The sequence below is a fragment of the Sphingobacterium sp. E70 genome (assembly GCF_019285695.1).
Lineage (GTDB): Bacteria > Bacteroidota > Bacteroidia > Sphingobacteriales > Sphingobacteriaceae > Sphingobacterium > Sphingobacterium detergens.
This window is the reverse complement of the sequence record NZ_CP079104.1, coordinates 5,232,590-5,254,876: the sequence shown is the minus strand read 5'-3', so window position 1 is coordinate 5,254,876 and position 22,287 is coordinate 5,232,590. Positions and strand designations below refer to the sequence as shown.

Here is a 22,287-nt window from a genome sequence, read left to right as displayed (position 1 = left end):
CAGATTATTTATCGATACAAAGAAATTCAGATTGCCACCATCTCTAGTTTATGGAGAAATGATTACAGTTCTTTAAATTTAGATCCAAAGAAAATGCGTTTCGAATTGCCTCTTTCAATAGCAATCTGCTCTTTCCAGCGCTGATTTTCCGCTGCGGCCTTTTGTAACCGTTCAAGCGCCATCAGCTGTTCCTCCAAACGCAAAACAGCAATTTCTCTATTTTGCAATTGGGAACGGGTATCCATTACCTGCACCATCAATCCTGTGGGAAGATGGGTCGCGCGAACAGCCGAGCTCACTTTATTCACATGCTGTCCCCAGCACCACTGCTACGCATGGCTTTAAATTGCACATCTTTCAGGTTCAGTTTTGCTGCGCTTTTTGCCGGATACCAGTCCTTCAGCTCCACAAACCAATTTTTACGTCGATGGTTCGGTCGAAAAGGGCTTTGACAAATCCAGCAGATTGTACCTAGCCAACGGTCCCTGAACACTCCGATTTCTCTACCGATCAATTTTAACACAATTGAGCTTGGCAGCCCGTCCATTTTCTCCACTTCCACTGTCTCGATCTTCACCCCATATTGATCCGCCTCTGCCAGTATTCTTTCCAAAACCAGTTGAACAGCTAAATTACACTCCTTAGGACCTCGTCCTGAAGTAATTAAAATATACTTTTCCATCCCGTCTTATTTATCCATACGAACAATCTTCGGACTGAATGTCCCAAGCACATTAACCAACTCATTTTGCAAGCCCATCACCCGATGGATATCTTTATAGGCATGCGGAGCTTCATCTAGCGCCCCGCCAATTAACTCCACACCATGCTGCTCCAATTCTTTGAGCATGGCACTTTTGGTGAGGCTACTTTTACAGGCTGCCCGGGACATCACGCGTCCAGCACCATGCGAAGCCGATTGGATACTCAAAGGATTTCCTCGCCCCTCAACAATAAAACCCGGTGCGGTCATAGACCCCGGAATAATTCCCAATACCCTTGCCCTGCTGGAGTTGCTCCTTTACGATGCACAATACATTCCTTTCCATCGACCATTTCCCGCCATGCAAAATTATGGTGATTCTCAATGGTCAACACAGGCCGTTCACCCAATGCTTTTGCCAAGCGCCTATGGATATCCTCATGGCAGGCCTGGGCATAATCACCGGCAAGGTTCATTGCCAGCCAATACTCCTGACCTTCCTGCGTATCCAGATCCAACCAGGCTAAATGTTGTACAGGACGTGGCAAAGGGCATTGTTTTGCGGCTAAATTTGTATACTGTTTAGCGATATTGGCTCCCAAACCACGGGATCCGCTGTGCGATAGTACTGCTAGATAAGACCCGGGCCTAATTCCCCACTCGGAACGAACCTGATGCAATTCAACCACGCCGAATTCAACAAAGTGATTTCCACCACCCGAAGTCCCGAGTTGCCTGTAAGCCTTGTCCAACAGTGATCTCAATAAAGGAATATCTTTAAATTCCGATCTGCTAAAAATAGCATGGTCTTGTTTCTCCCGATGCGTATCGTACATACCGAATTGGGTATTCTCCTTCAGTATATTGCGCAACTGGAATTCTCGTCCTTTGAAATAACTCGCGGGTAGGTCAAAGATAGACAGACTCATTCGACAGCCAATATCCACACCTACACCATAAGGTATCACGGCATTATCCGTTGCCAATACTCCGCCAATAGGCAAGCCATAACCCATGTGCGCGTCTGGCATCAATGCTCCTTTGTATGCAATGGGCAGCTTCAAGGCCTCATACAGCTGCCTTTTGGCCTGCTCATCAATTTCATTTTCACCAAAGATGGTAAAAGGCGCCATTTGCTTATTGAGCTGTTGCTTGCGCGCTTCAACCGGCTGAATCAGACCTTCAGCGAGCTTGGCCCAAACAGCATCTTCCCTAAATTTTTCAGGCGCTTCGAGCACCTTCTTTGCTTCCAAAAGGATGTTTTCTTTCTTTTCCCCTCTTCGGTAGCGTGTGATTAGCCCTAAGGCTAAATTCATTATATTATTCTGTGGAAAACCGATTTTAATAAGGTCTTTCCCCGATAATTTACTTCCCATATTCTTTTAAAAAAACTTAATATACAGTCCTATCCATCTCAGGGATAGCGCATTTAAATATTCGGGTTTTCTTTTTCTTGAATCGCTATTTGCCAGCTGCCAGCGCTTCGCGTTCTGTATAATGAACAAAACAGTTAGGCATCAACCTTATTGATGCACATAATGGCCAGTATGGTATACCATCGACCGGTCAAAATATGACCTGCACAAGCTGGCTAAACAGAAAATAGAAGGCAATAAAAACCCGAATGATCTTCGGGCTTTTTTCATGTCGTAACGAGTACGTTATATGTGAAGAAAAGCACGAAGAATGCTTTCAGCAAATCCATTTGCTGCAAAAGCGCTTTTTGTTTTAATCTTGGAGACCAACATAGTTCTTCGTCTTTAATTGTTTAAAAATTAATATCGGCAGCAAAGGTAAATAAGTTTCTTCCACTTTTCCAAATTTTACAAAATTTAATTTGCATTAAAAGGCAGCGGATCCTTTAAAAAGAAAGTATATTCCATCATTTGTCCGTCTCTTTCGATCTTAAATCGAATTTCTTTACCTTCCTCTGATTTGAAAAGCGTATGAATAGTTTCCAAAGAATAGGAAGAAGCCGAACGCCCATTGATTTTCAACACCTTATCATCCGGTTTTAATCCGGCAATTGCTGCTGGTGAACCTGCCCGAACAGTTGCAATTTTATACATGTTTTTCAGTACAAAGCGATACTGTACACTGTTGTCCATACGGATCTCTGTCCCGCCATCTTTCTTTAAATAGACAGGTACCTCCTCTTTCTCATACTTTATCCCATCATGTATAATTTCGAGACCACTCATGTTTAAGTAATAGAATTTATCAAAGTTTCTGTTTTTTTGGAGATAAACGACATTATTGGGGTAATCGAGAATAACCTTAAACCTACGTAGGAGTTCGTTTCCGACAGAACCTATTCGTTCATTTACAAAAGTTGCATGTTGTGTAGAACTCAATTCTGGATAGGCCACCAAAGGATAATTCATCTTAAATGGTCCCAGCTCCAAGGATTTGATCCGATTTCTTTTTCCATAAATTTCGCCATTGAATCCCTGACCGATGTAGTCATCAATAAAGGGAGGTTTGATTGCAAAATCATTTAATTTAGACGGAATAAGCATCAACGCATCACTATTCCCCATATCAATCAATACGCGGCCTTCAATGTCTGCGGAATCCTGATTAAAAGCAACGGAGATATACGGTCTGCTATTTAAAATGTCGAGCGGGAGACGTTGCATCTTTGGGAGTCCTTTGGGATACTCACCTTTTTGGTAAAGGGTAATCCGGTGTTTCAAAAAATCCATCTCAACAACATGATCACTAAAAAAACGGCTCCCCATGATGCCATTTACCTCTACCCCGATACGGGTAGAAATATCAATATGTGCATTTTTAAGAATATAGATGGGCTGATCCAGATCCTCATAGACATTAGCAACACTAACCTTATTATTGACAGAAAGATAACCATCCAGGCCCTCGTTCTTACCCAAACCCTGAAACTTATTAACGAAGACTGCACTATCAATCGATTTCAGGGTTTCTCCGAATATCATGGTCTCCTTGACCCCTGTATCCAATAAGAAGTTCATCGTATATCCATTTACCTGAACAGGAATAATAACCAGATTATGAACAAATAGAAACGGGAATCTAACCTTCTTTTTTCTTTCAAGACAAAGCGGTCTTGCCCCAAGGCAAAAAGGAACAGAATAGGGCAAAAGATAAAAATACTGCTTTCATCCAAGTTTATATTTGGTATTTCCAATTTAAACAAGAATTTTCATAATAAAAAGGTTTATACAAAAAAGACTGTATATATCTTTGCATCAACTTAACGAGCATTTTATTCGAACACTCTCATCACTTTGCTTGGGACAACATACCACTTGCTTAGCCCTTTCTCTGCCGTTTGAAGGCTATTTTATTGCCATTAAACCAAAGAAACAGCAAAGAAATAGCAAACAAACAGCAAAGCAGTCCCAAGGAAGGTCCCTAGAAAGTACGAAGAAGTCTCGAAGAACTAGCCTAGAAACGGCAAAGAAACGGCAATAAATAACCCACGAAACAGCAATAAAATAACAAAGGATAAGCAAAGAAAAAGGTCCTATTTCCCTTTAAAGTCTGTGATGGTTTTCCCATTGTAAGCAGAAACACCATCTGGCGAGCCAAACCAAATATTGCGTTTATCATCTTCTAAAATCCCGAAGATCATTGGTTTATTTGCGATTTCAGTTACCGTTGGATACCCATTCGACAAGGATTTTTCTGCGTAACGGGAAAGCACCCAGCTTTTCTTATCAGCACTTTCTGAGCTGGTCAAAATATTGCCTTCTTTGTCTTCGTAGATATATCCAACAAAATTCCTGGTAAAATTGGTAAATGTGCTACCATCATAACGCCAAAGACCATCATAACCTCCTAACCAAATATTACCTTTTCTATCCTTGATTATTGACCTGACATTTGCAAATGGTTTTCCGTCTTTATGGGTTACAACCTTAAATGTCTTTCCATCATAAATGCAGGCATATCCCCTGGTACCAAACCAAAGTTTTCCTGTATTATCTTCAACGGTAGCATTCACATCATTGTGCATGGGATGATTTTCCGAAACTGCTCTTGGTAAACCGATATATGAACAGAATCAGCCGTAACTGGAACTGTCGCTTTATTCATTTTAAAATTTTGAAAAGATTTCCCATCGTAGCGGCTTACCCCATTATCGGAGCCAAACCATATATGACCAGACCTATCTTCATAAATAGTCGTTACCCGGTCACTGGAAAGACCCTCCTTACTTGTAAAATTCCGAAAGGATTTTCCATCGTAATAATAGACACCCGAACCGATAGAAGTAAACCAAAAGTTTCCTTTTTATCTTCTAACACAGAAAAATAACGCGCTGAACTCACCGTATTGGTCATATTGGTAAACGATTTTCCATCATATCGAAAAACACCCTCCCATGAGGCCATCCAGATATTCCCTTTTCGATCTTGTTTGATTGTACGTACGATACTGTTTGGGCCATGCAGCGAAGAAGCGGTATTAGTTCCAGTTGGCATACGGTCTACTTCAGACTGCATATTGCCTAGTTGTTCAGCTGTTTTTTTGCGCTGCGCGCTACAATTACTAGCGACAAATAGTGAGAGTAACGTATATATAAGTATGTATTTCATATTTTTTTATCTAATGAGCAGAACCACCTTGGATCAATCTGCTCTTTTATTTTTATAATTTATTTCTTTCAATGGGCATATTAGTCATCGTGCCACAGCGGAGCTAAGTCGGTGCTTTCCAAAACAATTCGTTTTTTTCAATATTGGGCTGACAGACGACAGCTCGGGTATCGTTTTTCGGCCAGGTCAATCGGTGAAAATCAAGTATTCCCAATAGCCAGATCAGCACAAGCCATAACACAGTTTTTTTAGTTTTCATCCCATATCAAAGTTGATACAGCGAAATTACTTTGGTATTTTTCAGTCCGGGGAATTTGGATTGTAAATAAAAATGTAAACTTTGTAAATAAATCGTAAATAGCATGTTATATAAGGAAAAACTGTTCAAAATGAGAAGTAGATATGTATATGGGGCCTTGCTGCTCCTGTCTATTTGTATCGTCTTCGGTTCTTTTAGCATCAACAATACCGACGACTTTGATTTCGCAAAAGGGAAGTTTTGCTTCGCAGAATCGGACACGAATTACTCTTACAGACTGGTGACAGCACCTCAAGGGTGCTCCCTATAGAAAAGGTTGCGGAAAACGAATATCAGATCAGGTTTGAGCATGACTTCAGTTTTCAGCCGGATTCTTTGGTGAATACAACACGACGTCTATTAGCAAAAGACCCCTTCGCTGTCGATTATATTGTTCGTGTTCTAAAATGCGGCAATTCCAATGTGGCCTACAGCTATTCCATATCCAAAAATAGAAAAGATGATATTATCGCATGTATAGGAGAATGCAACCTAGTGCCTGTTACATGATCAATATTAAATTCAAACCGACGGGAATTCATACAACAAAAAACAGCTATTTGCTGGGTAGTCTCCCGATCTTAGCTATTGTTGGATTTATTTTTTTGAGATCTGTAAAGTCGCGAAAAACCCCAGCTAAAGATCAGTCGACCACCCTGTTCACCCTGGGATCAGTGTTGTTCAACGCAAAAGAACGCCAACTGATTATCCATGACAGAACGATAGACCTGACCGGAACCGAAGCCCGTCTGCTACTCATTTTTGCATCCTCACCAAACGAAACTATCATGAGAAGTCGCTTGCAAAAAGAGATCTGGGAAGATGAAGGTGTTATTGTGGGGCGCAGTCTGGATATGTTTATATCAAAACTGAGAAAAAAATTGGAGCTTGATCCGAGGATCAATATTGTTGTTGTACGTGGTAAAGGCTATAAGCTTGAAATTAGCGCTTAAGGAGAACCCCACACCGAAACCCTTAGTTTTATATTTAATTATATGACCTGCTCCTAAAATCAAGATAAGGGCTTCCTAAAATTGTGCCCTGCTGTAAATGGGACGAACACATAATTTGCTTAGTCCACAGTTTTTGCATCTGATCCCGGATCTACCTCGCTCGACCTATGTCCCTGATAAAGTATACAAAAAAATCCCTCTCTACTTGCGTAAAGAGGATTTTGTACCAGGAGCCGGAGTCGAACCGGCACGGTTTCCCACTGGTGTTTGAGACCAGCGCGTCTACCAATTCCGCCATCCGGGCATATCCGTTTGGGATGATGCAAAAGTAGGTTTTTTATTGAAAAAGAGAAAACTTTTTGAACAAATTTCCACTTAAATTCAATAGTACACTGAAATACAGTCAAATAATTTTTCGTTAATTACTCAAAAACTCGCTCTAACGGTTATATTCGCTGTTTTCTTACGTGAAGTTGTATTAAAGCCCCTCCCGAAGAGTACTCTTCGTTATCATTTTGGCCAGTTATCTGAAAAATTCCCAGATCGGCTTTCACCAGATTACCTAATCCCGCATTTGATTCCTTCGCAATATTGTCGGCACGTTGGTGTGCATTTTCGATGCTTGAGAGATCAGTTCTAATTTCAGATCCTCCAGTTTTGAGTAATAATAATTTGGCGTACTCGAACTCAGCTCTATTCCTTTCGAGATCAATGTTGATATCTCTCTTGAAGCGTTGTCCACTTTATTCAGATCCCTAGATTCCACACTTACTGTCTGTGACAGGGTATAACCCGAAAATGTATTATAACCGTTCCCCTTTCCATCGGTATGGTATTCAAAATCTTTAGCGATATTCACGGCCTCAAAACGAATTTCATCTACCTTAATCCCCTGTTGCACTAAAAAGTCACGTACGAGATCACGATCTGTTGCCAATTGCGCCGAAGCTGCACTTAGTTCAAAATTCTTCCTACTGAATGTTGCGTTCCATTTTACCAGATCAGATTCAAAATCTTTCTTTGCATTGCCGTTGACGGTAATTGTTTGTGTGGATTTATATTTATACCGATATGCATTGCCCAAGATCCATGCAGTAAACAACACGGCAACACTCACGATAACAGAAACAATAATAGATGATGATTTCATAATCAGTTTTTATATTTACGTAACAATGAATATACCAAAAAATCAACGATTTTTTATTTTTATAGATAAATTGCAGCAAAAGAATTTAAACATGAATAAGAAAAATATCTGTATCCCACTCTGTTTTCTCGCGACCTTAGCTGTGCACGCACAAAAGAAACCAGTGGACCATACGGTATATGATAGCTGGCAAAGCATATCATCTCCCTATATCAGTAAATCCGGTAAATTTGTACTCTTTCAGGTTGCTCCACAAGAAGGAGATAGCCAACTGTTCCTGAAAACAAAAGAAAACAAAGAATTGATCCAGATTCCGCGGGGCTATAATGGCAAATTGACCGATACAGAAAATCATTTGATCAGCTTAATCAAAGCACCCTTTGCTGTAACACGTGAGGCAAAAATCAAAAAGAAAAAAACGGAGGATTTACCTAAAGACTCCCTGGCAATCTATAATTTAACCAGCTCTTCGCTTGTTAAATTTGCACAGGTGAAATCCTATAAAGTTGCAGAACAAAACAACAATTTTGTTTCCTTCCTATTTGATAAACAAGCAGACGAAAAAACAGGCTCATCCAAAAATCCGGCCGACACTACTCAAAACAAGAAGAATAGCAGCGACAAAAAGAAGAAAGCCGTCGCTACATTAGCTTTGTATGATCTTAATTCTGGAGATTCAGTCCAATTCTCGCTAGTAGATCAATATGAATGGAACAAAAATGGAACAAAACTTGTCTTTTCTAAGAAAACTGACGCAAAAGACAGCCTTTCTAGAGAATCTGGAGTCTATTTATATGATATAGCAACCAAAAACCTCAAAAAAATATCAACAGGCAAAGGTGAATACAAAAATTTCAGTTTTGATGAAACGGGCAATCAACTGGCTTACTTAGGTGATCTCTCCAAGGAAAAAGCATTAGTTAAAAACTATAACCTCTATTATTATACCAATGGTATCGATACCGCACAGTACCTAGCTACCAAAAATAGCTCGGGTATTCCCAAAAACTGGGCTGTCAGCGGAGATGGAAATATCCGGTTCAGCAAAAATGGTGAAAAGCTTTTCTTTGGTATCGCACCTATCCCACGTGTCAAAGACACGACATTAGTTGATTTTGAACATGCCAAAGTCGATGTGTGGGGCTGGCAGGATGACTACCTACAACCCATGCAGCTGGTCAACCTAAAAAAGATCTTTCCAAAAATTTCTTAGCGGTTACCTACCCCAAAAGCAATCGTACGATTATCCCCTGACAGATGAGACCTTCAATTCCACGACCCTTACAGCGGATGGAAACGCAGAGTATATATTGGCCCGTACAGATTTTGGCAAACGGATCGAAAGTCAATGGAAAGGTGGCACAAAAGAAGATATCTACCTGGTCTCAACAAGAACTGGTCAACGGGAATTAATTCTTTCCAACTTCTCGGGAAATGTGGCACTGAGTCCAGATGCAAAATATGTCGTTTATTTCGATGAAGAGAAAGGAACCTGGAATTCTTATCAGATTAGCTCTAAAAGGAAGGTTGTATTGAACGAAGGTATTCCGGCATCCTTTGCTGATGAGGAGAACGATATGCCTACCGCAGCGCAGGCTTATGGCATGGCGGCCTGGAGCGCTGACTATAAAGGCGTATACCTCAACTCACGTTATGATATCTGGTATTTTAATCTGGATGGATCCAATAAATCCATTCTCACCAACGGTTATGGCGCTGCCTCCCAAACGACATTCCGTTACCTCCCTTTACGACGTGATGAAGACCGTGATCAGCCATTGACCCTGGACTACAAAAAGGAGGCTTCCTGACATCATTTGACAATAAAACCAAAGAATCTGGTTTTTATCAATTCAAAGGGCAGCACAATGACCCCAAAAGCCTCTTTGTTGAACCAAAAACATTTAGAAATATAAATGCTTCTGCTGATCAACAAACGATCCTTTATAGCAAGGAAGACTATAGCAATTCGCCCAACGTTTATATCAATAGTACCAAGTTCAAAGATGAACTGCAACTTTCCGATATTAACAAACAACAAGCAAATTATAACTGGGGCACCGCCGAACTTGTGCACTGGACCACACCAGCAGGTCATCAGGCGGAAGGTATTCTATACAAACCTGAAAATTTTGACCCTGCAAAAAAATACCCGATCATTGCTTATTTCTACGAGAAACTGTCGGATGGTCTTTATACCTACCAACCACCTGCTCCTACCCCTTCGCGACTAAATATACCCTATTTCGTAAGTAACGAGTATTTGGTATTTGCACCAAATATCAGTTATGAAACCGGACATCCCGGAAAGTCAGCAGAGGAATATATCAATTCGGGAATGCGTTATTTAGCACAAAACTCCTGGGTAGACAGCACCAAAATGGGCATTCAGGGACAAAGCTGGGGCGGCTATCAAGTAGCTCACCTGATCACACGCACCAATATGTATGCTGCAGCATGGACCGGAGCACCAGTAGTCAATATGACTTCCGCTTATGGGGGAATACGTTGGCAGTCGGGTATGTCACGTCAATTCCAGTACGAGCATACACAAAGCCGTATCGGAAAAACCTTATGGGAGGCGCCCGAACTCTATTTGGAGAATTCGCCCTGTTTCACATGAACAAGGTAAATACACCTGTTGTTATTATGGCCAACGATAATGATGGTGCTGTGCCATGGTACCAAGGTATCGAAATGTTTACAGCATTGCGTCGGTTAAACAAACCGGTCTGGATGTTGAACTATAATGGCGACGAACATAATTTGATTCAACGACAAAACAGAAAAGATATACAGATTCGCGAACAGCAGTTCTTCGATCACTACTTAAAAGGAGCTCCTGCGGCAAATTGGTTAAAGAAAGGAGTACCGGCCACCTTAAAAGGAATAGACTGGGGACTTGATTACAACTAAAAATACTCGAAATAGGTCGATTTATACAAATCGACCTATTTTTTTGACCAAAAACCAATTTCAGAGACACATTTTGTAAAAAAATCAAAAAAATTTCAGTTTTCCGCAAAAACACAATATTTTTGAAAAACAAAATCAACAAAACTGTAATTTAATTATAAAATACAAATGTCGAACCTAAGATTCAAAGCAGTAGAGGCAGCGGGCTCACGCCAGATTGCACAATTTGAAAAAGTTGAAACTAAAAAAGCAACTGACATCTACGGAAAGAACGTTTTTTCCGTAAACAAAATGAAAGACTACCTTCCTAAAAACTCATACAAGGAGTTAGTTGCATCCATCGAAGAGGGACAGATTATTTCAAGAGATTTAGCTGAGCACATTTCACAAGCGATGAAAACTTGGGCCCTGAATCATGGCGTTTCCCACTACACACACTGGTTTCAACCTTTGACAGGTTCGACAGCTGAAAAACACGATGCATTTTTCGAGCCTGATGAAAATGGCGAGGCCATCGAAAAATTCACGGCAGATGCTTTAGTTCAACAAGAGCCAGATGCTTCATCTTTCCCTAACGGTGGTATCCGTAACACATTCGAAGCAAGAGGATATACGGCATGGGATCCATCTTCGCCAGCATTTATCTACGAAACTGGTGCAGGTAAAACACTTTGTATCCCTACTGTATTTGTTTCCTATACGGGTGAATCATTAGATTATAAAGCACCTTTGTTGAAAGCAATCAATGCTGTTGATAAAGCAGCAACTGAAGTTGCACAATATTTTGATAAATCAATCACGAAAGTAAACGCTTCTCTTGGTATTGAGCAAGAGTATTTTTTAGTTGACCTTTCTTTATACAATGCACGCCCAGACCTTCAATTGACTGGACGTACGCTATTCGGCCACATGTCTGCAAAAGGACAACAATTGGAAGACCATTACTTCGGTGCGATTCCAGAGCGCGTATTAGCGTATATGGTTGACTTAGAAAATGAGGCGTTAAAATTAGGTATTCCTTTAAAAACGCGTCACAATGAGGTGGCACCCTCGCAGTTTGAGTGTGCGCCAATGTACGAAGAGATCAACTTGGCAATTGACCACAATCAATTGTTGATGAACGTGATGGAGCAAGTTGCTTTGAGACATAACTTCAAAGTATTGTTACATGAAAAACCATATTCTGGTGTCAACGGTTCTGGAAAACACAACAACTGGTCTTTAATTACCAATACTGGTGTTAATCTATTGTCTCCAGGCAAAACACCTAAAAATAACCTGATGTTCTTGACATTCTTTGTCAATACCATCAAAGCGGTATTTGAGAATGCAGATTTAATGCGTGCATCTATTGCAAGTGCGAGCAACGACCACCGTTTAGGTGCTAACGAAGCGCCACCCGCAATCATCTCGATCTTCTTAGGTTCTCAATTAGACGAATTATTGGAAGAAGTAGAATCAGCTCGTGTAGCCAAGAAAGTTAAAGCTGAAGCAAACTTGTGGCACGGTATCCCTAAAGTTCCAGAATTGAAATTGGATAACACGGACCGTAACCGTACTTCACCTTTCGCATTTACGGGTAACAAGTTTGAGTTCCGCGCTGTAGGTTCTTCAGCAAACTCTGCCCTACCAATGACGGTATTAAATGCTATCGTTGCTGCACAATTAAACGAGTTCAAAATAGAAGTAGACAAACAGATCAAAAAAGGCACGAAAAAGATCTTGCGATCTTAAATGTTGTCCGTAAATACATCAAAGATTCAAAAGCTATCCGTTTTGAAGGAAATGGATACAGCGAAGAGTGGGAAAAAGAAGCGGAAGCACGCGGTCTTTCAAACATCAAATCTACTCCTAAGGCATTAGACGTCTACGTAAAAGAAGAGTCATTGGCTTTGTTTGAAGCAATGGGCATCTACACAAGACGTGAATCAGAAGCTCGCCATGAGATCTTGCTAGAAAACTTCTACAAGAAACTTCAAATCGAGGCTCGTGTGATCGAAGAGATGGTTAATAACCAAATCGCACCAGCATGTTTCATCTACCAAAACGAGTTGATCGAAAATGTGAAAGGCCTGAAAGACTTAGGTTTGGCTCAAGCAGCATTTAGCTCGCAATTGAATTTCGTAGAACGTATCTCGACACATGTAAACACAATCTTGGAACAAGCTGAAGCTATGCGTCAAGAGCGTAAAAAAGCAAACCAGATCGAAGATATCCGTGAGCGGTCAATCGCTTATGATGAATCGGTAAAACCATATTTTGATGTGATCCGTTACCATGTCAACAAATTGGAAAAAATCGTTGACGATAAAAATGGCCTCTTCCAAAATTGAGAGAGATCTTATTCTTAAGCTAATATCGTTTAAATATAAAAAGAGAAGAGCATTCCGTCTGGAATGCTCTTCTCTTTATATATTGCCCGTTGAGCTAAAAAATACCCGACCCAGCTACTATTTTTTCAAACGGTTGTCCTCATCATTATTTCCGGCCCGCTTATCCAAGGATTTAATATTGACGTTTCCAAAACGGTAAGAAAGTGAAAGCCGGATCACTCTACTATCATACCCATTGCGAATGCGATAATACCCATTTTCCTGAACACTGGACAACCGTCGTTGACCTCTGGTATTCAATATATCATTTACGGCTAGCTTCACATTCAGCTTTTTATCAAGAAAGGTTTTCCCTGCTCCGAGATCAACACCATAGTAAGATTTAAAACTAAAGACACCATAGACAGCCGGTGAGAAATAATTAGCGGTCAGCTCCACATTGGTTGTCTCGCCAATTCGGATATCATGATTGGAGCTCACCTGAAAAGACAACTTTTCCAGCTGACGTTGAGCACCCGAGCGCTCGTCAAAATTATATTTGCTATAAAACGCAGTCAAGTTGTTGGAAGTAGTCCACCACTTAAGCACTTTAACCGGTATATTGATATTCATATTATAATAATCGAAATAGGTCAGGTTCCGATCCGTCTGTGCGATGGCCTTGGTTTCCGAATTGCTCTCTATGACCTGCGTGATCGCATCATTGGTTCTCTTATAACCAAGACTCAACAAATAACGCTCCTTAAAGGTATAATTCAGTTCATAGGAGTTGGTATATTGTGGATTTAAATAGGGATTACCATATTGATAGGTATATTGATCCAGGTAGTAGATAAAAGGATTCAACGCACCATAATCCGGACGGTCTATCCTTCGGCTATAACTTAGACCAAGTTTGTGATTATCATTGATCTGTTGTTGTATAAATACCGTTGGAAAGAAATCCGTATAATTACGTTTTGTCTGCTGTCCTAAGGTTATTGAATTGCCCAATGAACTGGTATTTTCAACACGGAGTCCGGCTTGCACAGAAAACTTTCCAAAGGACTTATTCAGCGTAAAATATGCTGCTGCGATGTTTTCGTTATACAAAAACTGATTGCTCTGCTTTTCGTTTCGCACAAATTCTCCGGCCGTGTTTTGATCCTCATAGATCAAAATATTATCCGTTTTCACACGACTATATTTCAGACCAGCTTCGAGTTTTGTTGTTTTGTCAAAGGGATGAACAAAATCTGTTTTGAAAACTAAAATTTTGGTATTGGACAACATGTCATTTCGAAAAATCTTTGGCAGTTTAAATTCGGCCCAATTGGGATCTAAGAAACGGTTTTTCACGGTGCTGTTATCGTTATTTTTGGAATACGAATAATCTGCATTCGCTGTCAGTTCAGTCCCCAATGTATCGAATGTTTTTTTATAATTGAGGTTGTAAGCCAAGTAGTGATAGGTGAAATCCGAAAAGTTGCTTCCCTGTACCACTGAATCCAATTTTCCTTTTTCCGAAGCGATTAAATTATCTCCATGCCGTGTAGAATTACCATTGCTTACGTTACCATTGACAACAAAGCCAAGTACTTCTTGTTTGCCCAGATTAAAATCTGCAGCGAATTTAAAGTTATGTCCGCGATAACGAAATTTCGAATAAGAATCCGAATTGAAATAGGTTGTTCCTACTGAATCCCTGACAGAACGATCGATCGTTAAATCATTAAAGCCCAAACTATTCTGGTAATTATAGGAAGCAAACAGATTTACCCAATTGTTGCGATGGTTGACCAGGAAACCGCCATCACCTTTTGTGTATTTTCCTGTCCCAGATTGAAGTTCAAGCTAACGTTACTGCCGAATTGTGTGTTTTTTTGGTTTTGATATTGATAATACCAGCGTTTCCAGCAGCGTCATATTTCGCCGGCGGATTGGTAAGGACTTCAATCGAGGCGATTGAATTTGAAGCCGTATTCTCCAACAGTCTGGAAACTTCATCTGCAGAGAGATAAGTAGGCTTTCCATCGATCATAATAATTACATTACTTTTACCGCGCAGGTTGATTTTTTTATTATCCAAAGTCACACCGGGAACTTTTTGCAGAAGTTCCAATGCGTTGTTTCCGGTTGCCAATACACTATTCTCTACATTGAGGACAATCTTGTCAATTTGACTTTCAATTAGGGGTTTCTTGCCAACGACCTGAGCCTCGCCCAAAACTCGTGTTTCCGCTTGCAAGCGAATGGTATCCAAAGACATGATCGCCCCCGCCTTCAATGTAATTTCGGTAGAGCGGTAAGTTGTATAACCTACTGCTGAAACTTGCATCATATACTTTCCGCTGGGCACTTCCACAAACTCAATGTCTCCATTCTCTTTCGACAACGTCCCTTTCAACGGAATATCCCCGGACTCCGTAACAGTGAAATACTGGCCGCACCGAGCGGACTATTATCCTGACCAACAACAACAGCGTGAAGCTTCCCTCCTCCAGATTGTGCATAAACTGTTCCCCAGGCAGAAACAAGGATTATTATAATGGACAGTAGCAACGATTTATTTTTCTTTGGTTTCATCATGTATATCTTTATATCATCAATTAGGGCAGCAATACGCATTTATATATTGATGACAACAAACCTCGGATTTTCATTACAGGCTGACCAGCACAAATAGATGGATAACCAAAAACAGTCGGTAGAAAGCCAATTAACCTCGGTAAACCACATTGCATCCATACAATGAGTGGCTTACTACAGTTCTTCCAATAAAGGCTGTTCCGTCTCCAAACATGGCCCATCGGCACCGCTAATGCGTGTATGTAAAAAAACAGCGTTTCAAACAGCACTTGTTTCAAAATAAAAATTCACAAAAACAACAATATTCAAAATAAATAAAATGTATATATAAAATATTAAGCATAATATTCGTATTTTTGCAGCGAAAATTAGTAAACTGATTGATGGGCATCGTGTCATTAAAGAAAAGATTCAACCGTATTTATAGCCTAGTTATTCGATTTATCCGAGGCGAGCACAGTGGTGACGCGCTGCGAAATGTATCCATCAGTATTTTACCGAGTTTAGCAATCTATTTATTAGGGGTTCCGGCGAGCACTGCTATTGGAATTGGTGTAGGCTCTTTGTTGACGACCTTGACGGATCCTCCAGGTAACCGCAAGGATAAACTATCCTCTGCATTGGTATGCATTCCAACATTCTTTGTTGCTTCGTTTCTTACGGCTTATTTATTCCCCGTTCACTGGCCCTTGGTTATTCTCCTTGGTTTAGCCGGATTTACTTTTACCTTATATGGTCTTTTTGGTCCGCGTTATGCTGCAATCGGCAACATGACTTTGATCTTAATGAGTTTTGTCATTGGTCTCGCACCAAAACATCCCTTGGCGGTCGGCCTACAAATCACTACAGGAGCAGCGATTTATTATTTGTTCAGCTTGCTACAGGCTTATATAAGACCCTACCGCTCCTTGAAGTATGCAATGGCAAATGGTTTTCAGGGTTTATCTCAATTCTTACTGATCCGTGCCCAATCCTATGACCCCAGCATTCCACTGGACATTACCTACAGTCGCGTGGGCAAAATTCATGGTCAGATCAGTGAACAACAGGAGCAAATCCGTTCATTACTGTTCCGCGAGAAAAAAATTATTGGTCATCAATGGCCCAAAAGTAATTATTGGCTCAGTCAGGTTTATGGTCTGATTGATCTGCACGAGCTCATCATCGCACTCGACCATGACTATGATGCAATCCGCAAGAATCTTGCAGACACAGGTAGCCTTCCTGTGATCCGTCGTGCAATAAAATTATTGGCATTAGAAATTGATAGCTTTTCACAGCCACGTATCAGATTCCGATATGCACAGCAATTGTATTACAATACAATTAAACTGAACGAACTCCTGATCGAGCTTAAAAACATTCAGCAACAACAAACCGGTCCAGCTGGCCCTATCCTACGGTCTATTATCACCAATATGGAGTCAATTCTCGAGGTGCTGCGTCGGATCCAGGTTGCTTTTTATCAGAATCAGGAAATTCAGGACAAAATAGATACAGCGGAATATCAACAATTTATCAATCGCCCCTGGGCAGTCTGGATGAGATCAAAAACAAACTTCACCTTAAAAATCCGCTATTTCGTTTTGCATTACGTATGGCCCTACTTTTTGGTGTTGGCGCATTGATCGGCATTTTGTTTCTGGACTTCAAATATACCTATTGGATTTTGCTGACGATCGCTATCGTAGCGAGACCAGCATTTTCGATGACCAAAACCCGTAACATCGAACGGATTGTAGGGACATTTTCAGGTATTTTGATCGGCATCTCCTGCTTAGCATTCTTCGAGAGCCTCCCCTTATTGTTGAGTCTATCGGCAATTGGTCTTTTTGGCTTCTTTCTATTCAACCGATCCAATTATATGGTCAGTGTTATTTTTATCACATTGGGTGTTGTCATTGCGCTAAACCTATTTGAAGGTAATATCAATCTTATTTTGGGCAGCCGCATGGCTTTTTACATTGGTAGGCGCATTTCTAACGATTGCGGGATACTTCCTGATTCCAGTACGCCAAAGCTCAAGCTTAGTGCATTTGGCAAAGGAGGTAGCAAGTTACAACCAACATTACTTCCAGATTATCAACCAACGCCTATCGGACAATCTACAGAGCTCTTTTGACATCCGGTTAGCGCGTAAAAGGCGCAAACAGCGATGGCCCTATTTTCGGACTCCATCAACCAAATGAAGAAAGAGCCTGAACACAAATGGATAGACTGGTCCCATATTCACCATTTTCAGGCACTCTCCTATCGCATCAATTCGCATCTGGTCGGACTGTCCATTTCCATCAGTAAAAAGAATCCGGAAGCCCTGCACAACGACATCTATGTCAGAATAGATGAGTTAAAGCCGTTATTGACCGATTTGGATCAAATTGCGGAACATATCTCAGGCAGTAAAAAATAAGGTGCAATTCCTCCCTTAAAAAGTAAATAACCACATGATTTTCAACTTAGCCTATATTTCTGTAAGGTATTGAGAACATGTATTTACCAGATAGTTTTAATTAAAAATTGTTTTTCTTTTGCATTAATAGAAAAGAAGTTTATATTTGCAGTGTCTTCAGATGAAGATTTCTAATCAACACCTTCCTTAATCAGCAGGTCTTGATTTATAAAGAAGTGGCGAGAGACTGGCTCTATGACCCACTGGCAACCTTCAATTTGGTTGAAAAGGTGCCAAATCCTGTCCAAAGCAATATCGTTTTGGAGCATATAAATGAAATAAGACAATGATTATTACATTACAGAAAACCATCAACAATTTAGGTTCATTTCAGACGAACCAACTAACAGGTAAAGGAGCAACACATAGCATTGCCATGTCTATGCGAATGCGCATGCATATGCACCTCCCAACTTGTTAAGCATCATTTTCCTTTTTCCTGGATAACGATATTAACAGACCTTTAGCAGGTGTGTATGCTTCCTTTTTTCCTTGTTAACATTTTTTTGAACCCTTAAAATCTGATATATTATGTCTTCCAACAAAAATCTAAAATTCGAGACGCTACAAGTTCACGCTGGCCAAGTGGCAGATCCAACTACTGGATCCAGAGCGGTACCTATATACCAAACATCTTCATTTGTATTTGAGAATGCTGAACATGGAGCCAATCTATTTGCGCTGAAACAATTTGGCAATATCTATACACGGATCATGAATCCCACGACGGATGTTTTTGAACAACGTATTGCGGCGTTGGAAGGTGGAGTTGCGGCATTAGCTGTTGCTTCGGGTCAAGCGGCACAATTTATCGCCTTAAACAATATCCTTGAAAACGGTGATAACTTCGTGGCTGGTTCTAACCTATACGGTGGTACATTTAACCAGTTTAAAGTTGCTTTCAAACGCTTGGGTATCGAAGCCCGTTTTGCGACTGATGCCGAAGCAGATAAAATTGAAGCGCTTATTGACGATAAAACCAAAGCAATCTATGTGGAGACCATCGGCAATCCTAGTTTCAACATTCCTGACTTTGAAAAAATTGCTGCTGTTGCTAAAAATATGATTTACCTTTAATTGTTGATAATACATTCGGTGCCGGAGGTTATCTGTTCAAACCATTAGAATATGGCGCACATGTTGTCGTTGAATCCGCAACAAAATGGATCGGCGGTCATGGCACAAGTATTGGTGGTGTCATCGTTGATGGCGGAAATTACAATTGGGGCAATGGAAAATACCCACAATTCTCCGAACCATCCGAGGGCTATCATGGCTTAGTATTCTCTGAAGTATTTGGTGAAAAAGGACCATTTGGCAATATTCAGTTTGCTATACGCGCCCGTGTTGAAGGTCTACGTGATTTTGGCCCAGCACTTTCGCCATTCAATTCATTCTTATTGTTACAAGGACTTGAAACACTGTCATTGCGCGTGCAACGCCATGTGGACAACACCTTAGAGGTTGCCAAATGGCTTGAAGCACATCCACAGGTAGAGAAGGTAAATTATCCAGGATTAAAAAGTTCACCGAGCTTTGCCAATGCCCAAAAATATCTCAAAAACGGTTATGGTGCTGTCCTTTCCTTCCAGTTGAAAGGTGATGCTGCTCAAAAAGCAAATGCTTTTATCGACAGCCTAGAGCTCATCAGCCATCTGGCCAATGTAGGTGACACCAAATCATTGATCATCCACCCTGCTGCAACGACGCACCAACAGTTAAGTGATGCAGATCAGGCAAATGCGGGTGTATTTCCGGGATTATTGCGCCTTTCTGTAGGAATCGAACATATTGATGATATCAAAGCCGACCTACAACAAGCATTCGATAAGATCAAATAATCAGGTACATCCATAAATTTAAGCGTAATGAGCAGGCATATTTATCAACATCCCGAGCCCTTTGTATTTGAAAACGGGAAAGAATTTGTCGATTTACAGATTAGCTACGAGGTATTTGGTGAACTCAATGCTGATCGCAGTAACGTGATTTGGGTCTGTCATGCCCTGACGGCAAATGCGAATGTATTGGACTGGTGGCCGGGCCTATTTGGTGCAAATGATCTGTTTAATCCGAATGATTACTATATTGTATGTGCCAATGTAATTGGATCCGCCTACGGTAGCAGCAATCCCTATCCATCAACCCGGCAACGGGTCAGCCTTATTACCTATCCTTTCCGGAGTTTACGGTAAAAGATCTGGTCAATGCACATCAGTTGCTCGCAGCCCACCTGGATATCAATCAGCTTGAGGTTTTAATTGGCGGCTCACTAGGTGGCCAACAGGCCCTGGAATGGGCCGCATCCAACACAATCGCCATCAATCAACTCATTGTTGTCGGCACCAATGCGGTACATTCCCCTGGGGCATTGCTTTTAATGAAAGTCAGCGTTTAGCAATTACGGCAGACCGTACCTTCTATGCCAACCATCCCGATGGTGGTAAAAAGGTCTTAAAGTTGCCCGCTCGATTGCGCTGCTATCCTATCGCAATTATATCACCTACGACCATACACAACGGGATGAGGATGACAACAAAGTGAATGGATACAAAGCTGCGTCCTATCAAAATTATCAAGGCGAAAAACTTGTTAAACGCTACAATGCGTATAGCTATTTCTACCTAACAAAGGCGATGGACAGTCATAATTTAGCCCGGGGAAGGGCTTCTTTGGAAGTAGCATTGAACGGAATCAGCTGTCCGACACTGGTATTGGCTGTCAATACGGATGTATTGTTCCCACCAGCTGAACAGCGATTTATAGCGCAGCATATTCCAAATGCAACTTATCAGGAGATCGAGTCAAGCTATGGCCATGACGGATTTTTGATAGAGACAAAAAAACTGACGGCTATTATCCATAATTTTTTAGAGAATAAAAAAGCGTATATCAACGAATTAGTCTAAGAGAAGTAAACAATTATATAAGAGAATTTAAGAAGAGATATGAGTAATAAATTAACGATAGGGATGTTTGGGTTTGGCGTGGTAGGCCAAGGTCTCTACGACATTATCAAAACCAAAAATCTGAATCTGGAAATCAAGAAATTTGTCATCAAAAATGCGGACAAAAACGTACGCTACCAGCGGATCTGTTTTCAACAGATCCTGAGACAATCCTAGCGGATCCAGAGATCAACACTGTTGTCGAACTGATCGATGATGCCGAAGCTGCTTACAAACTGACTGTACGTGCATTGAAATCAGGCAAAAATGTGGTGTCTGCAAATAAAAAAATGATTGCCAGTCACCTAGAAGAGTTGGTAGATATTCAACATGAATATGGCACCAGCCTACTTTATGAGGGCGCTGTCTGTGGAAGTATTCCCATTATCCGTAACTTGGAAGAATACTATGACAATGAGCTTTTGCATTCGGTCAGCGGTATATTCAACGGATCTTCAAACTACATTCTTTCGAAAGTCTTTAATGAAAACCAACAGTATGCAGATGCGCTAAAAAAGCGCAAGAGCTGGGTTTTGCGGAAACAGATCCTACCCTTGATGTTGGCGGATATGACCCTAAATTTAAGGTCTGTATCGTCGCTTCACATGCTTATGGTATCTATGTCAAACCAAATGATGTCTTCAACATCGGTATTGACAAATTAGGTCAACAGGATATTCGCTTCGCAAAGGAAAAGAACTTAAAAATCAAGTTGATCCCTACAGCCAAAGAGATCGACGGCAATAAAGTCGTACTGTATGTACTTCCTCGTTTAGTAGGTAAAGAAAGCATGTTGTACAATGTAGAAAATGAAAATAACGGTGTATTGGTCAAAGCTGCTTTTGCGGATGAGCAATTCTTCTATGGCAAAGGTGCGGGTGGCCACCCTACCGGTTCGGCAGTATTGTCGGATATTGCCGCATTACGTTATGGTTACCGTTATGAATATAAAAAGCATTTAGAGTCCAGTGCCTTAAACTATAGCCAAGATTATCTGCTCAAGGTTTATTTAAGATACACTGACGATCAACTGATTGAGAAATTAAATTTCAGTGAGATCACCGAAAGATATTACGCAGCAGATTTCAAATATGTTATTGGCTCTATTAATCTTCAACAAATTGCAGCTCACAAGGCGGATTTGGACAAAGGGGGCAATTTCATTGCTGAGATCGCGTAGGCAATCAACAAACCAACCTACCTTCAAGGGGTGTTCCAAAAAATTTGGACACCCCTATTTTTTTAAAATGCATATTTTTTATTGATTCGTATTTTTCATTAAGGAATCAATAAGCGCTACGTTCGGTTTATTGACCAGAAGGAACCTTCAATCGATTTTCAGCGCTATTGGTATTTGTGAAAGCCTGAAGGTTTTGTTTTATATAT

The 22,287-nt window shown here is 40.7% G+C and carries 26 protein-coding genes, 1 tRNA gene, 3 pseudogenes and 1 riboswitch; of the genes and pseudogenes, 16 read left to right on the top strand and 14 right to left on the bottom strand.

Annotated features, from left to right (window positions below):
- Positions 1-62: 62 nt before the first annotated feature.
- From KUH03_RS37635 to KUH03_RS37605, 9 genes are all read right to left on the bottom strand, one after another.
- Entirely contained in the window at positions 63-308 is a 246-nt protein-coding gene (locus tag KUH03_RS37635) for a peptide chain release factor-like protein (protein ID WP_257089815.1), read from the bottom strand.
- Positions 305-682 (bottom strand): hypothetical protein, encoded by a 378-nt coding sequence (locus KUH03_RS37630; protein WP_257089814.1) that lies wholly within the window; start codon positions 680-682, stop codon positions 305-307. The genes KUH03_RS37635 and KUH03_RS37630 overlap by 4 nt, the downstream gene beginning before the upstream one ends.
- A gap of 6 nt (positions 683-688) precedes the next feature.
- Complete coding sequence (locus KUH03_RS49785; protein ID WP_373564559.1) at positions 689-973, bottom strand: RtcB family protein; 285 nt, start codon at positions 971-973, stop codon at positions 689-691.
- Positions 970-2,079, bottom strand: a complete 1,110-nt coding sequence (locus tag KUH03_RS49780; RefSeq protein ID WP_373564558.1) for an RtcB family protein — start codon at positions 2,077-2,079, stop codon at positions 970-972. The genes KUH03_RS49785 and KUH03_RS49780 overlap by 4 nt, the downstream gene beginning before the upstream one ends.
- A 456-nt stretch (positions 2,080-2,535) precedes the next feature.
- Entirely contained in the window at positions 2,536-3,825 is a 1,290-nt protein-coding gene (locus KUH03_RS37620; protein WP_257089813.1) for a PDZ domain-containing protein, read from the bottom strand.
- Between the two features lie 386 nt (positions 3,826-4,211).
- Positions 4,212-4,703, bottom strand: coding sequence for a two-component regulator propeller domain-containing protein (locus KUH03_RS37615; protein ID WP_257089812.1), 492 nt, complete (start codon positions 4,701-4,703; stop codon positions 4,212-4,214).
- Positions 4,688-4,870, bottom strand: coding sequence for a hypothetical protein (locus KUH03_RS49775; RefSeq protein ID WP_373564888.1), 183 nt, complete (start codon positions 4,868-4,870; stop codon positions 4,688-4,690). The genes KUH03_RS37615 and KUH03_RS49775 overlap by 16 nt, the downstream gene beginning before the upstream one ends.
- Before the next feature lie 5 nt (positions 4,871-4,875).
- Positions 4,876-5,286, bottom strand: coding sequence for a two-component regulator propeller domain-containing protein (locus tag KUH03_RS37610; RefSeq protein ID WP_257089811.1), 411 nt, complete (start codon positions 5,284-5,286; stop codon positions 4,876-4,878).
- A gap of 103 nt (positions 5,287-5,389) precedes the next feature.
- Positions 5,390-5,545 carry a hypothetical protein gene (locus tag KUH03_RS37605; RefSeq protein WP_257089810.1) on the bottom strand — a complete coding sequence of 52 codons (156 nt, stop codon included), beginning with the start codon at positions 5,543-5,545 and terminating at the stop codon, positions 5,390-5,392.
- A 240-nt stretch (positions 5,546-5,785) separates the two neighbouring features.
- Here KUH03_RS37605 and KUH03_RS37600 point away from each other — a divergent pair, with 240 nt between their 5' ends.
- Both KUH03_RS37600 and KUH03_RS37595 read left to right on the top strand, forming a co-directional pair.
- The gene (locus tag KUH03_RS37600) at positions 5,786-6,094 is read left to right on the top strand and encodes a hypothetical protein (protein ID WP_257089809.1); all 309 of its coding nucleotides are present in this window, start codon (positions 5,786-5,788) and stop codon (positions 6,092-6,094) included.
- Positions 6,091-6,537: a winged helix-turn-helix domain-containing protein gene (locus KUH03_RS37595; protein WP_257089808.1), complete on the top strand. Its 447-nt coding sequence runs from the start codon at positions 6,091-6,093 to the stop codon at positions 6,535-6,537. The genes KUH03_RS37600 and KUH03_RS37595 overlap by 4 nt, the downstream gene beginning before the upstream one ends.
- Before the next feature lie 224 nt (positions 6,538-6,761).
- On the opposite strand, the gene KUH03_RS37590 is transcribed toward KUH03_RS37595, so the two are convergent.
- Both KUH03_RS37590 and KUH03_RS37585 read right to left on the bottom strand, forming a co-directional pair.
- Positions 6,762-6,841, bottom strand: a tRNA-Leu gene (locus KUH03_RS37590).
- A 258-nt stretch (positions 6,842-7,099) separates the two neighbouring features.
- The gene (locus tag KUH03_RS37585) at positions 7,100-7,687 is read right to left on the bottom strand and encodes an SIMPL domain-containing protein (protein ID WP_257089807.1); all 588 of its coding nucleotides are present in this window, start codon (positions 7,685-7,687) and stop codon (positions 7,100-7,102) included.
- Between the two features lie 91 nt (positions 7,688-7,778).
- Here KUH03_RS37585 and KUH03_RS37580 point away from each other — a divergent pair, with 91 nt between their 5' ends.
- From KUH03_RS37580 to KUH03_RS37560, 5 genes and pseudogenes are all read left to right on the top strand, one after another.
- Positions 7,779-8,900 carry a hypothetical protein gene (locus tag KUH03_RS37580; RefSeq protein WP_257089806.1) on the top strand — a complete coding sequence of 374 codons (1,122 nt, stop codon included), beginning with the start codon at positions 7,779-7,781 and terminating at the stop codon, positions 8,898-8,900.
- 97 nt (positions 8,901-8,997) lie between these two features.
- Positions 8,998-9,498 carry a hypothetical protein gene (locus KUH03_RS37575; protein WP_257089805.1) on the top strand — a complete coding sequence of 167 codons (501 nt, stop codon included), beginning with the start codon at positions 8,998-9,000 and terminating at the stop codon, positions 9,496-9,498.
- Between the two features lie 260 nt (positions 9,499-9,758).
- Positions 9,759-10,310, top strand: a complete 552-nt coding sequence (locus tag KUH03_RS37570; protein ID WP_257089804.1) for a S9 family peptidase — start codon at positions 9,759-9,761, stop codon at positions 10,308-10,310.
- The gene (locus KUH03_RS37565) at positions 10,307-10,603 is read left to right on the top strand and encodes a S9 family peptidase (RefSeq protein WP_257089803.1); all 297 of its coding nucleotides are present in this window, start codon (positions 10,307-10,309) and stop codon (positions 10,601-10,603) included. Before KUH03_RS37570 ends, KUH03_RS37565 begins: the two co-directional genes overlap by 4 nt.
- 168 nt (positions 10,604-10,771) lie before the next feature.
- Positions 10,772-12,959 (top strand): annotated as a pseudogene (locus KUH03_RS37560) (glutamine synthetase III).
- A gap of 94 nt (positions 12,960-13,053) precedes the next feature.
- On the opposite strand, the gene KUH03_RS37555 reads toward KUH03_RS37560, so the two are convergent.
- The 3 genes from KUH03_RS37555 to KUH03_RS37545 form a co-directional block, all read right to left on the bottom strand.
- Complete coding sequence (locus tag KUH03_RS37555) at positions 13,054-14,658, bottom strand: outer membrane beta-barrel family protein (RefSeq protein WP_257089802.1); 1,605 nt, start codon at positions 14,656-14,658, stop codon at positions 13,054-13,056.
- A 106-nt stretch (positions 14,659-14,764) separates the two neighbouring features.
- On the bottom strand, positions 14,765-15,322 hold the full coding sequence (locus KUH03_RS37550; RefSeq protein WP_257089801.1) for a carboxypeptidase-like regulatory domain-containing protein: 558 nt from the start codon (positions 15,320-15,322) through the stop codon (positions 14,765-14,767).
- Positions 15,319-15,543: a hypothetical protein gene (locus KUH03_RS37545; protein WP_257089800.1), complete on the bottom strand. Its 225-nt coding sequence runs from the start codon at positions 15,541-15,543 to the stop codon at positions 15,319-15,321. The genes KUH03_RS37550 and KUH03_RS37545 overlap by 4 nt, the downstream gene beginning before the upstream one ends.
- A gap of 344 nt (positions 15,544-15,887) precedes the next feature.
- Between KUH03_RS37545 and KUH03_RS37540 the strand changes: the two genes are divergently transcribed.
- The 9 genes and pseudogenes from KUH03_RS37540 (at position 15,888) to KUH03_RS37510 (ending at position 22,081) form a co-directional block, all read left to right on the top strand.
- The gene (locus tag KUH03_RS37540) at positions 15,888-17,132 is read left to right on the top strand and encodes a YccS/YhfK family membrane protein (protein WP_257089799.1); all 1,245 of its coding nucleotides are present in this window, start codon (positions 15,888-15,890) and stop codon (positions 17,130-17,132) included.
- Complete coding sequence (locus KUH03_RS37535; RefSeq protein ID WP_257089798.1) at positions 17,102-17,626, top strand: FUSC family protein; 525 nt, start codon at positions 17,102-17,104, stop codon at positions 17,624-17,626. Before KUH03_RS37540 ends, KUH03_RS37535 begins: the two co-directional genes overlap by 31 nt.
- Before the next feature lie 33 nt (positions 17,627-17,659).
- Entirely contained in the window at positions 17,660-17,914 is a 255-nt protein-coding gene (locus KUH03_RS37530; RefSeq protein ID WP_257089797.1) for a hypothetical protein, read from the top strand.
- A gap of 202 nt (positions 17,915-18,116) precedes the next feature.
- A riboswitch (SAM riboswitch) is annotated at positions 18,117-18,229 on the top strand.
- Positions 18,230-18,239: 10 nt separating this feature from the next.
- Positions 18,240-18,374, top strand: coding sequence for a hypothetical protein (locus tag KUH03_RS37525; protein WP_257089796.1), 135 nt, complete (start codon positions 18,240-18,242; stop codon positions 18,372-18,374).
- 110 nt (positions 18,375-18,484) lie between these two features.
- Positions 18,485-19,794: pseudogene (locus KUH03_RS37520) on the top strand (O-acetylhomoserine aminocarboxypropyltransferase/cysteine synthase family protein).
- Positions 19,795-19,821: 27 nt separating this feature from the next.
- Positions 19,822-20,148 (top strand): hypothetical protein, encoded by a 327-nt coding sequence (locus KUH03_RS47305; RefSeq protein WP_306429290.1) that lies wholly within the window; start codon positions 19,822-19,824, stop codon positions 20,146-20,148.
- 23 nt (positions 20,149-20,171) lie between these two features.
- Entirely contained in the window at positions 20,172-20,351 is a 180-nt protein-coding gene (locus tag KUH03_RS47300) for a hypothetical protein (protein ID WP_306429289.1), read from the top strand.
- Between the two features lie 142 nt (positions 20,352-20,493).
- Entirely contained in the window at positions 20,494-20,862 is a 369-nt protein-coding gene (locus KUH03_RS47295; protein ID WP_373564557.1) for a hypothetical protein, read from the top strand.
- 39 nt (positions 20,863-20,901) lie between these two features.
- A pseudogene (locus KUH03_RS37510) lies at positions 20,902-22,081 on the top strand (homoserine dehydrogenase).
- Positions 22,082-22,287: the final 206 nt, after the last annotated feature.